Origin of the sequence: Bombiscardovia apis, from assembly GCF_033095945.1 — a bacterium.
Lineage (GTDB): Bacteria > Actinomycetota > Actinomycetes > Actinomycetales > Bifidobacteriaceae > Bombiscardovia > Bombiscardovia apis.
This window is the reverse complement of the sequence record NZ_AP026800.1, coordinates 1,806,496-1,820,129: the sequence shown is the minus strand read 5'-3', so window position 1 is coordinate 1,820,129 and position 13,634 is coordinate 1,806,496. Positions and strand designations below refer to the sequence as shown.

General features: G+C 57.2%; 13 protein-coding genes. 11 read left to right on the top strand and 2 right to left on the bottom strand.

Annotated elements, in window-relative coordinates:
• Window positions 1–249 precede the first annotated feature (249 nt).
• From R8377_RS07330 to R8377_RS07280, 11 genes are all read left to right on the top strand, one after another.
• Window positions 250–1,239 (top strand): CpaE/TadZ family protein, encoded by a 990-nt coding sequence (locus tag R8377_RS07330; protein ID WP_317642846.1) that lies wholly within the window; start codon window positions 250–252, stop codon window positions 1,237–1,239.
• Window positions 1,236–2,420, top strand: coding sequence for a TadA family conjugal transfer-associated ATPase (locus R8377_RS07325; RefSeq protein ID WP_317642845.1), 1,185 nt, complete (start codon window positions 1,236–1,238; stop codon window positions 2,418–2,420). Before R8377_RS07330 ends, R8377_RS07325 begins: the two co-directional genes overlap by 4 nt.
• A complete protein-coding gene (locus tag R8377_RS07320) occupies window positions 2,417–3,079 on the top strand; it encodes a pilus assembly protein (RefSeq protein WP_317642844.1) in 663 nt (220 codons plus the stop codon). The genes R8377_RS07325 and R8377_RS07320 overlap by 4 nt, the downstream gene beginning before the upstream one ends.
• A 1-nt stretch (window position 3,080) precedes the next feature.
• On the top strand, window positions 3,081–3,629 hold the full coding sequence (locus R8377_RS07315; RefSeq protein ID WP_317642843.1) for a type II secretion system F family protein: 549 nt from the start codon (window positions 3,081–3,083) through the stop codon (window positions 3,627–3,629).
• A gap of 328 nt (window positions 3,630–3,957) precedes the next feature.
• Window positions 3,958–4,353, top strand: coding sequence for a DUF4244 domain-containing protein (locus R8377_RS07310; protein ID WP_317642842.1), 396 nt, complete (start codon window positions 3,958–3,960; stop codon window positions 4,351–4,353).
• A 2-nt stretch (window positions 4,354–4,355) separates the two neighbouring features.
• Window positions 4,356–4,805, top strand: coding sequence for a TadE family type IV pilus minor pilin (locus tag R8377_RS07305; protein ID WP_317642841.1), 450 nt, complete (start codon window positions 4,356–4,358; stop codon window positions 4,803–4,805).
• Window positions 4,798–5,187 carry an Rv3654c family TadE-like protein gene (locus R8377_RS07300; RefSeq protein WP_317642840.1) on the top strand — a complete coding sequence of 130 codons (390 nt, stop codon included), beginning with the start codon at window positions 4,798–4,800 and terminating at the stop codon, window positions 5,185–5,187. The genes R8377_RS07305 and R8377_RS07300 overlap by 8 nt, the downstream gene beginning before the upstream one ends.
• A gap of 77 nt (window positions 5,188–5,264) precedes the next feature.
• Entirely contained in the window at window positions 5,265–8,015 is a 2,751-nt protein-coding gene (locus tag R8377_RS07295; RefSeq protein ID WP_317642839.1) for a DNA polymerase III subunit gamma and tau, read from the top strand.
• On the top strand, window positions 8,015–8,617 hold the full coding sequence (recR, locus tag R8377_RS07290) for a recombination mediator RecR (RefSeq protein ID WP_317642838.1): 603 nt from the start codon (window positions 8,015–8,017) through the stop codon (window positions 8,615–8,617). The genes R8377_RS07295 and recR overlap by 1 nt, the downstream gene beginning before the upstream one ends.
• A 601-nt stretch (window positions 8,618–9,218) precedes the next feature.
• Window positions 9,219–9,839 carry a DUF5701 family protein gene (locus R8377_RS07285; RefSeq protein ID WP_317642837.1) on the top strand — a complete coding sequence of 207 codons (621 nt, stop codon included), beginning with the start codon at window positions 9,219–9,221 and terminating at the stop codon, window positions 9,837–9,839.
• 20 nt (window positions 9,840–9,859) lie between these two features.
• Entirely contained in the window at window positions 9,860–10,576 is a 717-nt protein-coding gene (locus R8377_RS07280; protein ID WP_317642836.1) for a hypothetical protein, read from the top strand.
• Between the two features lie 143 nt (window positions 10,577–10,719).
• Here R8377_RS07280 and R8377_RS07275 read toward each other — a convergent pair whose 3' ends face one another.
• Window positions 10,720–10,953, bottom strand: a complete 234-nt coding sequence (locus R8377_RS07275; RefSeq protein ID WP_317642835.1) for a DUF2188 domain-containing protein — start codon at window positions 10,951–10,953, stop codon at window positions 10,720–10,722.
• A gap of 160 nt (window positions 10,954–11,113) precedes the next feature.
• Complete coding sequence (locus R8377_RS07270; RefSeq protein WP_317642834.1) at window positions 11,114–13,462, bottom strand: transglycosylase domain-containing protein; 2,349 nt, start codon at window positions 13,460–13,462, stop codon at window positions 11,114–11,116.
• Between the last annotated feature and the right edge of the window lie 172 nt (window positions 13,463–13,634).

The window sequence follows — 13,634 nt, the reverse complement described above, 5'->3', positions numbered from 1 at the left end:
TATGCGTTGGAATGGTTGGGCGCAAACGTGTGAAGTGAAGAAAGTGCGTCCGTGTGCGTTTGAGTTGGTCAAAGGCTCTGTTTCCGGCTTTTGTGATGTTGGTCTCCTCTGTTGGATGCTTTTTCTGCTTGAGCTAATGTGGATAACTCAAACGTTGCCATTGCAGGCGTGCCTCGGTTTTGGGGCCACATTCGACCACATTGCTCCTGCGGGTTTGGTTTGCTTTGCGCGGGCAGGTGTAATGGGAGCATGACGAGCACACATCAGGAAAAAAGCAGGTCTCAACGCCCGCCCAAGCGCATGCTGTACCGGGAGAGTGGGGCGGTTAGGACTAACTCAGGCCAATATCGCGGCTCACGCTGGCCGCCGCAAGTTGCTGGGGCAGAACAAGGGATTGGTGAGGCGAAGGCAGCTAGTAGCTTGCGGTCTGTGGTCTTTCTCTCGGCTTGCGCTGGGGCCGGTTTGACTACCTTACTAGTCATGTGTGCCCTAACTTTGCGGGAGCGAGGCCATGCCTGTGCGCTCATGGATATGGACGTGGAAGCGGGTGGTATGGATGTGGTGCTGGGGTTGGAAGCCGATTCTGGCCTGCGCTTGAGCGATGTGGAAGCACCGCTGGGCCGTATTGATTCCGCGGCTTTGGATCATGAGCTGCCCAAGTGGGAGGCGATGAGTGTTCTCAGCTGTGACCCTTGGAATGGGGCTACACCGCAATGGTGGGATGTGGAAGCGGCGCTAGGAGCCTTGGGGCGGGGCCATGAGCTGGTCTTGGTTGATGCTGCGGGCGGGCAGTGCATGGGGCAGGTGGGATTGCTGGCGGGGCAGCCGTGTGTGCTGCTGGTGGAGCTTTCGGTCTTGGGGCTGGCGCGCACGCGGGTACTCTTGCGGCGCTTGGCCCAGGGCATGGAGAGAGAAGATGAGGCTATGGGCAAACTCGGCGAGCGGGGCGGGATTGCTGGAAAGGTTCTCCTAGTTGGCATAGAGCCGCGTGGTTTCAAGGGGGCTCCGCCGGTGAGTCAAGCTGAGGCTGAGGAGTTTTTAGGCAGGTCTTTTCTGGGCTGTGTGCGTCCTCAGGCGCAACTGGCCGCTGATGTACTGGCAGGTATGGGCATTGAGCGGCCACCTCGCGCTTACCGAAAGCCCTTGGCTGCATTGGCGGAGCGCATCGAAGCAGAGATTGGTTTAGAAGCGCCAGCTCCTGCCCGGCGGTCCTTCTGGCCCAAGGCTGGCAAGCGATGAGAGAGTCACAGAAGCTGCAATACGCGCTCGCTAATCACGCCAGCACCGCCCCGGGAGAGGCTGAGCTCGAAGGAGGCCTCGCTTTCGGCTATTTAGCGCCATTAGCAGCGGATGTGCGGGTGACTGACATCGCGGTTACGGGCGACGGAAGGGTCTGGGCAGATTCCGGGGCGGGCATGAAAGAGCGGCAACTTCACCCTGGTTTTGCCGGCCCGGGCATGGTCAGGGAGTACGCGGTGCAATTGTGCTCACAACTGGGCAAACGTCTCGACGATTCCTGCCCTATTGCCGACGCTTCCACACCCGGGGGAGTGCGTATTCATGCGGTTATTGCGCCGCTAGTTAGTGCCGGGGCTTCGATTTCTATTCGACTTCCAGACAGGCAGGAGCCGCAGCTGCAAGCCCTAGTCGCTGCTGGTCTATGCCCCGGTTCTTGGCTCTACTTGTTGCAGGCGCTTGTGGCAAGGCGGGCCACCATTATGGTTACCGGCGGCACGGGTTCAGGCAAAACTACCTTGCTCAAGGCGCTTTTGCGGCAGTGCAAGCCCAGTGAGCGCATTGTTTCCGTGGAAGAAGTGCGCGAGCTGGGTATTATTCCGGGCCACGCGGATCATGTGTCGCTGGCGGTGCGCGAGGCGAATGTAGAAGGTGCTGGGGCTGTGGCACTGCCGGAGCTGGTAAAAGCGACTCTGCGTATGCGCCCGGACCGTATTGTGTTGGGCGAGTGCCGAGGTGAGGAGATTGCTGACCTCTTGCGCGCTTTTAATTCCGGACACCACGGAGGCATGGTCAGTTTGCATGCAGACAGCGTGGAGCGCGTGCCCTCTCGCTTGGCGACTCTTGGCTTGCTTGCTGGTTTGAGCCCGCAAGTGTTGGCGGCCCTGATTGAGGGCGCGTTCGACGTAGTTATTCACCTAGAGCGTGAGCATGGGCAGCGGCGCATTGGTCAGATTGGCGTGCTCAAACTGGGTGCTGACGGGCGCTTGCAGGGCCGGGCGGTCTGTAGTTGGGATGGTAAGGGCAAACCGATGTATGGGGTGCTGTGGCCCGGTTTTGCTCGGCAGTGGGGGATTGCGACCACTGGTGCCAATGGGAGTGGTACCGGTAAGCGGACGCTGGCTCTGCCCTCACAGCCGAGACTGCCGGCGCAAGGGGTTCAGAGAGCGAGGAGCAGGCAATGATAGCTGAACCTATGAGCCCTGCTTGGGCAGCGATGTGGGCGGCTTTGGCTATATATTTCGGCCTGATGCCAACGGTTGAGTCGTGCGAGCGCTTGGCAACAGTAGTGAGTCAGCGGCGCCGCCACCTGCCCCGCATTGGTATCGAAGCCACCATCTCCTCCCTGAGTGCCTACATGCGCAACGGGGGCACGCTGGTGGGCGCTTTTGAAGAGCAGTCCGGGCGGCGCTTTGCTACGCGCAAGATTAACTATGAGCGGGCGCGCGCCATGCTTGAGGGGCGAAAACTCAGGCAGGAGAACGATAAGCAGGTGCGAGCGGTGGCTTATGCGCTCGCCGTTTCTTGCAAGTTGAGCTCCTTGCTGGGTTGTGAGGCCTCGCGATGCTTGGATGCGGTGGGGGCTGCTCACCGGCGTATGGCTCGGCTGGCCCAGGCCAAAGATGCCGCTTTTGCTATGCCGAAAGCCACCATGAAACTGCTGACCGCCTTGCCTCTGCTCACACTTGCCTTTGGCTCCCTGTTGGGTGCCCGCCCGCTGGCTTTTCTACTCAAGCCTGGTATTGGCACGCTGTGCTTAATTTTTGGCGGTGTGAGCTATGCGCTTGGGCTGTTGTGGATGCGGGCCCTGCTTAAGGAACTAGACGAGAAAGTGGGCGAGTAGAATGTTGGGGCTTCTGGCGGCGGTTTTGGCGGGGTGTGCCCTGTATTTATGGCTGCCCAAGCCCGTGCGCTCGCTGGAAACTATCGACGCGAGCGCTGATTTACCTGACATTGCGCTTACATTGCTGCTGGAAATGGTGGCGGTCTGTGTGCGGCAGGGCGCTTCGATTCCGCGGGCGCTCGACCAGATAGGAGCAGCCTGTTCTAGTGATATATCTGCTCCGTTGAGCCAGGTGGCGCGGCTGCTCAACCAGGGGAGCGACTGGTATAGCGCATGGTCGCAGGCCTGCTCGCATGAGCGCTATGGGGGGCAGCTTAAGGCAGTGCGAGATTGCCTGGAGCCCTCCTGGCGGCACGGTATTTCCCCGCTAGGGCGGATTGAAACTACGATTGAGCAGCTTGATCAGGGGCAGCGGCGCTCGCTGAACGAAGCTTCGGCGCGCTTAACGGTCAAGATACTGCTGCCTACTGGTTTATGCATTCTGCCGGCTTTTATTGTGATTGGCGTCGTGCCTTGCATCGCCGCTTTTGCGGGCGGTTTGTCTCTCTAATAGTTCTCTGCTTACTAGTGATTTCCGGCAACTTAGAGGTTAGGCCCTACCCTGCCCTCAGTGCTATCGAGAATAGTTCTCATATTTGTTTATAAGGCGCCATATATGTGGAAAAGTACGAATCAAATCGAGCTATGTATGTGGATAAGTCGCATTTTTTGTCCACATTCTTCACGTTCGACCACATTGGTCAAAAAGCACCCGGTATTTGCGTCAAACAAGGCACAGTTAAGTCATGCGGTGCACGACAGGACAGCTGCCAGCGCCGAAAGCGAGCTGGAATCAAGCCAGTCTCCCATAAGCAATGCTGTATAGAAAGGTAACTCTCATGACTATGACACAACTCACCCCCGCCAGCCTCGTGACCCACAATCAGGTGCTCGTCCCACTCGAAGGGCAGGATACTAGCGCAGGAGCCGGGAAGCGGCAGGGCAGGTGTGCACGACTGGGGCATGCGATAGCAGACCGCGCTCGCCGTAGTAGCCGAGCCCTGCGCCAACGCTACCGCAATACTGCGAATGCGATTACCAGCGCTTACTACAAGTTTGAGACCAGAGTGCAGGTGCTCATGTCGGCTCCCGAGTCTGGTGCGGCCACGGCAGAATACGCAGTTGTGTTGATTGCGGCCACCGCTTTTGCTGGCATCCTGCTGGCTGTACTCAAGTCCGGCACCGCGCGCGAGCTCTTGCTCGGCTTGGTTAAGCGGGCCCTCAGTGTGGCCTGATTATGAATCAGTTATGCAGCGCACGAAAGAGCCTAGCGGGGTGCGAGCGGCAGCCTCGGTGGGCTGGAAAGCAGTGCTGGCGGCGGGTCTTAGCTTTCGCTTGGCAGTCATGCTCGCGCTCAGATTCGGGCGCAGTAACCGCCGAGTTCGCCGTTATTCTGCCAGCCGTAGTGGCCGTGGCCGCCCTGCTTTTGGGGCTCACGCAAACGGTGAGTGTGTCGCTCAGCTGCCAGGATGCCGCCAGGTCCGCAGCGCGCGAAGTAGTGGTCCACCGGGGCGGAGGTGACCCTGCCGGCGTGGCTCAACGCGTGGCCGGTGCTGCCGCTCAAGTGTCGCTCAACCGTTCCAACCAAGCTGTGACTGTCTCCGTCTCCTGCCCAGTTATTTCAGGCCCTCTAGGTGTACTTCCGGCCCGAGTTTCTGGCTCAGCAGTAGGGATGCTCAATGAGTAGCCGGGCGCGCACCCGGTTACGCCTTCCGGCTTGGTTGCGCAAGAGTGACGCTGGCTCCGGCACCATGATGGGCGTGATGCTCGTCGCGGTTGCTGCAATAGGCCTAGCGGTAGTAGCGATTACGGGCAATATTTTGGTCTGCCAGTCGAGAGCTCGGACGGCTGCCGATGCTTCCGCACTAGCTGCTGCGTCCGCTGTGGACGAAGGTTCTCCTTCTGCCTGCGTGCAAGCGGCTACAGTAGCTAGTGCAAACAAAGGGGAGCTGGTCTCCTGTACGCTCATCGAGCAAGACGTGCAAGTTCGAGTTCAGGTGGCGACGCAAGTGCCGTTTGCTGCGCAGGTTACGGCTCAATCTCGGGCTGGACCGCAAGATTGCTCATGAGCCAAGGTAAGCTAGAAGCTAGCGGCTCAAACGGGCGCAACTAGGCCCGTGTCTCAAGAAATGGATAGCCTTAGAATATGGCATTAGCACTGTATCGGCGGTATCGCCCAGACACGTTCGACGGAGTCATTGGGCAAAAGCAAGTCACCGTACCGCTTTCTCGCGCCTTGGATCAGGGTAAGCTCACGCATGCTTACCTCTTTTCTGGGCCGAGGGGCTGCGGTAAGACTTCAAGCGCTCGTATCTTTGCGCGCTGTATTAACTGTGCTCAAGGGCCCACCAGCCATCCTTGCGGGGAGTGCGAAAGCTGCCGCGATTTGGCCACTGGCGGCCCTGGTTCCATCGACGTTGTAGAGATTGATGCTGCCAGCCATAACGGCGTTGACGATGCCCGAGAACTGCGCGAAAGAGCCGGTTTTGCGCCAGTTCGCGACCGCTTCAAGATTTTTATCCTCGACGAGGCACACATGGTCACCCAGCAGGGCTTTAACGCGCTGCTGAAGATTGTGGAAGAGCCGCCTGAGCATGTGATGTTCATGTTTGCCACCACCGAGCCAGACAAGGTTATCGGTACTATCCGCTCGCGTACCCACCACTATCCCTTCCGGCTGGTGCCGCAAGAGGTGATGGGGCCCTATCTTGAGCAGATTTGCGCAGACGAGAAGATTAAGGCCGAGCCTGGCGTGCTGACCTTGGCTATGCGTGCTGGCGGCGGTTCGGTGCGAGATACGCTCTCCGTCTTGGATCAGTTGATGGTTGGTTCAGACGAGGGCACGATTACTTACGACGCTGCCGTGGCCCTCCTTGGGTATACGCCCGAAGGTCTTATAGGAGAGGCTGTCGACGCTGTAATTGATACCGATGGGCCTAAGCTCTACGGGGTGGTGCAAAAGGTAGTTGTGGGCGGTTTTGAGCCCAAGCGCTTTGTGGAAGACTTGTTGCAACGCTTGCGCGACTTGCTGGTTTTGCTCTTGGCTGGGCAGTCTGCCGAAAGCTCGCTGAGTGAAGACAGCGAGGCGGAAAATGTTGACGACTTGCAGCGCCAGGCTCAGGCTTTCGGGCTGGGGCGCCTGACTCGAATTGCAGACATTGTCAACGATGCTCTGGCTTCGATGTCTGGAGCGACTTCTCCCAGAATGCGCTTGGAACTCTTAGCTGCGCGCCTGTTGGTGCCCGAATCTGAGATGGTGCAGCAAGTGGCGGCTGGGCCTCAGCAGGGTGGTAATGCGGCTGCTGGTCCTGCCGGCGGATCTCAAGGCGGATTCGTGGGAGCTCGTAGGGCGAATGGGCCTGCTGCTGCCGCTGCGCCCGCTGGTAATAGTGGACAAAATCAAGCAAAGCCTGCGCAGCCACAACAGGCACCGGTTGCGCAGCCTACTCAATCACCAGCTCCTGCCGCTGCTCCCAACAAAGCTCCGGCGTCGGCTCCTACTGCTGCTTCCGAGCAGGCAGAACAATCGGCTGCTGGCAACGGGCACGAGAATATGACGCTCGACCAGCGTTGGGATGCTCTCGTAGCTGCGCTGCCAGACGGGGTGCAGGAATACGTGGTGCGAAGCAAGGTGCCGAATGTTTCCTTGGGGCGTAATGCCAAGGGTCGGCCGGTCTTAGCTATGACCTTTGACCAGCCACTCAGTCAGCACGCATTCGCACTTGCCGTGGCCTCGCGGTCGGTCGAGGGCGAGACGAAGATTCCTAACATTGTGATGGCGCGTGCTCGTCAAGAGTTTGGGCCAGAGACGATGATTGCTCCCTCAGGAGTGGCTGCCAATGGTGAGAAGGTTGAATCAGTGGCCCGCATGAGCCCTGAGCGCCGGTCGGAAGTGAAGAAGCAGATTGCTCTAGCTCGGGCCAATATGTCGGCTATGAACTTGGGGCAAGGTGTGGCTCCTCATACCGCCTCCGATGCTGCTTCCAATACTGCTGAGCAAGCTAAGGGAAGGGCTCACGGTCAGCGTTCTGGAGCCGAGAGTTCAGCAGCAAGCGACTCTTCGAGCGAAGCTGCTGCTGACTCCGACGAGCATCACCCCGCCTCTGCACCCAGCGAATCGGCCGTAGTTGCGGGTACTGCTGGTGCTGCCGGTACTGGTGATAGTGGTGATAGTGGTGAACCTGCTGCTGGCGCCGGTAAGCCTCAGGAAGATGAGGGCGAAGCGACGGGCGGGCCTGCGCCTAGCTCGCAACCGCTTCCAGCTGCTGGCTTTGCTTCCACAGAATCGTATGTCAAGCCGGACGAGCTCGATGACGACGACCCTTGGGCGCACCCACAGCCGGCAAAAACGGTGAATTTGGGGCCAACGCAGCAGGCGGGCCAACTTCAGCCTTCTGTAGACCAGGAAGAGGCTGAAGAAGAGCGCAAGACTAAGAAAATGGGCTTGCCAGACATGAGCGACCAAGACGATCCTTGGGCTCAGCCAGATGGGCAGATTGCGCCTGTGAGCGCTGCCGCAGCTCCTGCTTCGCCGGTTCCGGAAGAAGATGCTGCCGTGGGCGCTGCCCAGCCTGCAGAACAGGAGGCGCAAGAGGCCCAGGCTGATTCGGTAGTTGCCGAGGCTTCGCCTGTAGCTCAGTCGGCAGATGGCGGTCAGCAAGTGGTGCATAATAGTGGTTTTGCAGCCACGCGTCAGACGCCCGCTGTGCCGGAAGTGTCTGCCGAGGAAGATTCGTATTCGCTCGACGATGCTCGCCAAGGCGCAGACTCGTTGATGGGGCCCGAAGAACTTTCGCAGATGTTTAGGGTCAAGCATGTAGAAGATTTGGCTGCCGACGACCCGAAGAACCCACTTAATGCCAATAAACACAAGCGGCAGCAAGGATTAGACGACTAATGGCAGTAGCTTATGATGGTGCAATCCAGCAGCTCATCGACTCATTCGCCCGCCTGCCCGGTATTGGCCCCAAAGGCGCTCAACGTATAGCCTTCTACATTTTGGGAGCCGACGAGCAGGAAGCGCAAGAGCTCGCCGACGCGGTAATAACGGCTAAGGCCAAGGTACGCTTCTGCGAGATTTGCGGCAATGTGTGCGAGACGAGCCCCTGCCCAATCTGCGAGGACCCCCGCCGCGACCGCTCGCTCATCTGCGTGGTAGAAGAGCCGAAAGATGTAATGAGCATCGAGCGCACCCGCGAATACCGGGGCCTCTACCATGTGCTCGGCGGCGCTATCAACCCCATGGCCAACGTGGGGCCTTCCGACTTGCGCATTCCCGGCCTACTTGACCGCCTCAAGACCGACGAGGTCAAAGAAGTCATCATGGCCTTAGACCCCAACATCGAAGGCGAAGCCACCACCACCTACCTGAGCCGACTCCTGGGGCCTCTAGAGCTCAAGCTCACCCGCCTAGCCTCCGGCCTCCCCGTAGGCTCCGACCTAGAATACGCCGACGAAGTAACCCTAGCCCGAGCCCTAACAGGCCGCAGCGAGGTGTGAGAGAAGAACTTCTCCGCAATGGTAGTTTTAGCGAGTAAGGGAGTTGTTCTGCTGGACTATTACGAATTAGGGTAGGGCCTTCGTATAGTAGGAGGTAGAGCTCCGGTATGACCGCTGGTTGATTTCATGTCACCGGAGCTAAATTTTTGTCCGCGGGGGGACTTGGCCGGGGATATGCGCCAAAATGTGTGCATATGGGTTCTTGGAAGTGTTTCGTTGGTGATGTGGTTGGCTGCTTGGCACTGGTGTTGATCGGTGGTTACAGGTGCGACTTCTCAGTGGTCTGAACTGGCAGAAATACTGGGTTAAGAAGCTGTTACGATACTTGTGCGGCATATTGTGTAATTCTTAGTAGCTTGGCATAGCAGTCACTGGTGGGCCGGTATGAGCTAGAGGTTGATGCAGCACTTACGAACAGTGTTCACACCTACTGGCAGAAGGGCTTAGCCCATGAAAAACGCACACATTTTGGCGTATATCCCGGATTTCGCGCTGAGACATAAATAATTTCTACTGCCTTGTGCGTGTTCATATATATGTGCACACGTTCTTGTCAAATGCGCAACCATCTCGGTGACTCACATGAATTAGACTGGGAGGTATGACTACAACTTTTGAGGAGGCACAGCGGCAGTTGGACCGCATTGTGGCTTTGGGGTATCCGGACGTGGCTGACTTGAGTGAGGCATCGTTCCGAGCCCTAGCTCAGCCCTTGATTCAGGCCCTCAAACAGGCGGATATGGGCCCTGAAATTCTCTTGGTGCCCACCCGCGAGCTGGTCACGCCCGAGTCGCTCATTGCCCGAACTTCGATTGGTCGCATGGCTGGTTTTACGACCATGCCCCCGCGCGACATCGCCTCCTTCCTGCCGCAAGACGGATTCGAGCCGCCAGAAGGCCCCTTCTACATAGTGGTCGAGCCCCACACCGGTACCCGCTACACTAACCGCGAGCCAGACGTGGCGCGCAAACTTATCGATTCCGACGACTGCCTGCCGCTCACCCTGGAGGAGGGCTTGGCCATCGCCACTCAGCATCCGGATTGGCTGGCCAAAAAGAACGGTTTCAACCTCCTCGGTTCGCGCTCGGCAGACGGTCGTGTGCCCAGTATTTGGATGAGTCAAAATGCTCCCCGTTTAGGCTCAGTCTGGCCCAATTCCCGTCACACTTGGCTTGGCAACGCTTTTTGCCAGTCTCGCCGCGGAGTTTCACTTTTCCGCTAAACGAATAAGAAAGAGAGCCCATGCGCACATCCAATATAGAACTTAACGAAGAGCCTCCCAAAAGTGACACATGGGAAGTGTTTGAACCTAAAAAGCGCGGACTCCAGCTCTCGAGACTGCGTCCGAGTCAGCGTCCGAGTCAGCGCCGCAACAAAAAGAGCAAGAAGCATTCCACAGGTTGGTTCGGCAAGGTCTCGTACTTGGGTATTGCGATTTTCGTCATAGCGGTGATTGCGTATTCGCTCGGTTACTTAGCTGAGGGCTGGCCTGCCTTGTGCGCTCAGATTGTCTTTGGGATAGTGTGCATCGCAGCGGGTATTTTCACATATTGGTGGTTTGTAAAAGGGTGGCGCTCACGTCGAGAGACGCGCCAGGCGGAGAATGTGGCTGTGCAGCCGGGGCGCCTGATCCTGTGTTTAGCCTTCATCCTTGCCCCGATTTGCTTATTATTTGGCGGTCGCGTTTGCTACAACTGCGCAAGCGATATGGTCTCCGGACTCCAAACGGTGTCGTCAACGGTTTGGACAGTGAAAATCGAGCGTACCGGCGGTCGTTATAGTACGACCCACTATCTAGTACGAACCCTCGGTGAAGGCGCAAACGTCAAAGAATACCGCGTAAGTCCTAGCACCCACAACCAGCTCAAAGACTCTCTCGCCCATGGCCCTCTCACCATCAACTACTGGCCAGCCACCGGAATCGTGGAATCAATCAGCGAGCAAAGCCTCCCCAACTGAGTTCCCTGCCGTCTGTCTAAGTTTGGTAGTTTCAACGCTTTCTCTCTAGGAGCTGTATAAGGCAACTTCTACAAACAAAAAGTCGGCCCGGCTTCCCCTGTCCGTGCCGACTGTGACTGCTCAAAGGTCTTGCTGGCGAAATCTCAACCGCGAGAACCTTTGGGTGGGCGTGGATCGTTGCCGTAAGAGTTCTTCTCGCTGATTTTGCCGTCCATATTGCGAATAACGTGCTCAGTATGAAGCTCCATAGCTCGTTCTCGCCCCGCAGCCTGTGCTTCCGCTTTAGTCTCGAAGGTCTTAGAAGCGCGTTCCTTGCCCTCGACCTTGATCTTCCACTTGCCGTCCTCATAGTAAGTTTCAACTGCTGGCTGAGCCATACCTGCCTCCTTCACTACTCAGTGCACACGTCCATGTGCGCTTATAAGCAATGCTACGCCGCAACTACCAGCCGCGAAGTCTCAATCGTATGATTCGCCACAGCGTGAACAGGCCTCCAAACAAGGCAATGTGTGCTACTCATTTGGACTTGTGGCCGGTTTACTGACCGGAGGACTGCTGGGGTTGGGCTGGCTGGGCGGGTTGGGCACTGGGTTGTGGCTGAGCCGGCGCGCTTTGCTGCGGTTGGGCGCTCGGCTGGGCCTGCTGGGTTTGCGGTGCAGCCTGCTCCTGCTTGGGCTGAGCGTTCTGGTTGGTTTGGCCCTGTTGCAGGCTTTGGTTGCCGTAATTTTGCTTGTTGTAGTTGTTATAGCTGTAGTTGTAATTGTTGTAACCGTAGTTATATGAGGAGCCGCGGCCAGTACCCCAAGTGCCGTCTGGGCCGCCCACCTTGCCTTCGTCTTTGGCGTTGGGGAACTTTTCGTCTGGCGTGTTCGCCGTGGCCTGCTTCATGTATTGCGTAAACATGTAGGTGGGGTAGCCCGAACCGTGGGGGTAGCCTGCGAAGTCCGGTATCTTCTGGGCTGAGCCGTCTGCGCCCGGATACCAGATGCCGAACGTGGTGAGCACTGAGGGCGTAAAACCAGAAATAGCGGCAGCAGTATCATCGTTTGCGGTGCCGGTCTTGGCAGCGATAGTTTTACCTACCGCCCTAGCCTGCGTGCCGGTGCCGTACTGCACAGTACCAGTCATGGCCTTTTGTAGGAGCGCTATCTGGTCGGCGTTAAAGACTTGCTCGCCGGTAATTGAAGGCGTGTACAGTTCTTGGTCTTTGGGATCTTTGACCTGCGCAACTAAGTGTAGCGACACTTTTTTGCCGCCGTTGGCTAGGGTTTGATAGCCCTGAGTCAAGTCGTAAGCGGTCAGTGCGTCAAGGCCCAAGGCATCGAAAGTGGTGCTGTCGTCGATTTTGCCTTCGATGCCAGCCGTGTGTGCTACTTGTGCGGTTTTCTTTGCGGTTACGTGCTCATTCAAGTCCATAAACGCAGTGTTGACCGAGTTGGCCAGTGCTGAATACAGGTTCACATAGCCGTAGCTAATGCCCTCTGCGTTGGCCACAGATTTTCCTACGGACTGGAATGTGCGGGGCGAATTGCCGTTAAAGACTGTGTTCAGGTTCACGCCGGATTGAATAGCGCCCAAGAGGGTAAACACTTTCATCGTTGAGCCCACTTGGAAGGTTGCCTGGCTCACGTTGTTGAGCTGATGCTGCAAGTAGTCGTCGCCAGCGTAGAAAGAAATAATAGAACCGTCTTTGGGATTGACAGATATGCCACCCACTTGCAGTCCTTCTGGCAAGTGTTTCTCCGGGTTGGTAGGGGAGGAAACCTGGTTCATCAAGTCCTGTTTGTCTTTGTCGATGGTGGTGATAATTTTGTATCCACCTGTATCGAGCTCATCTTCGGTGAAGGGCGAATGTTTGCCTGAACTGAGCTCGGTGCGCACCATGCGTAAGAGGTAGCCGTTGGGGCCCTGATACACATTTTGCGGAGAATAATCGATGGTTTGCGGCATAAGTGCGTCATGCTGTTCTTTGGCGGTGATATACCCGTCTTCCTGCATGATGGAGAGCACTCGGTGGAAGCGCGATTCGGCCTGTTTGGGATTGACGGCTGGATCCCAAATGGTAGGCCCGGGAATAATGCCGGCTAGCATAGCTGATTCAGCCATGCTTAAATCTTTAGCATCCTTACCGTAATAGGCCTGCGCAGCTGCTTGGATGCCGTACGCTCCGCGCCCTAGATAAATGGTGTTCATGTAATTACACAGAATCGTGTCTTTGTCTTCGGTCTGCGTAATTTTGAGTGAGAGGATAGCCTCGCGCAGTTTGCCTGTGTAGGAGGTGGTTTCGCCCAAATAGTAGCGTTCTGCGTACTGCTGAGTGATGGTGGAACCGCCCTGTCGGGTGCCCTTGGTGACGTTATTGAGCAGGGCGCGGCCAATGCCCTTGAGGTCAATGCCCGAATCTGAATAGAAGGAGCGATTTTCTGAGGCTACGATCGAGTCGCCCACATATTTGGGCATAACGGAACAGTTGATAATCTCGCGATTTTGTTCAGCAAATGTGCCGACCGGAGTGGTTCCGTCGGAGAAATACACAGTAGTTTTTTGTGCTAGAGCTTGCTTTTCGGGCGGCACTACTTCCGTGGTGATGTATAGGTATGCGAAAGCGGCAATCATAGCCACGATGAGGCCGCCGATGATACCGAGGGTCCATTTGAGAACGCGGTGGCGTTTGCGTGGTTTGCCGTTGGGCTTGAGCTCTGGGCGAGTCTTGGGCGCTTTGTTTCCAAAACTACCGGGGCGTTTCTTGCTGCCCCCGCTTTTCCCGTTCAATGAGCGTGAATTTGCTGTTCGTCCACGCCCTGCGCTGGTGCGGCCAGAGGCCGCCGAGCGCGTCTGCCGGGGCTTTCGGGGCGTCGAAGAGAGTGAGCGTGTCTCAAATGTCATAGTCTTAACGCTAATCGCTGGGCCTGTCATGTGTGCGCTAAAAGAGTAAGTTTCCATAATTTTTGTACGTTTGGCCGGCTTTTATTAGGGGAATCGCGCGGCCGATGCGCTAGCTAGGGGGGCCTGTAAAATCCTTACTTTGGGGTGAAAAAGTGGGGTGAAGAACATTGTG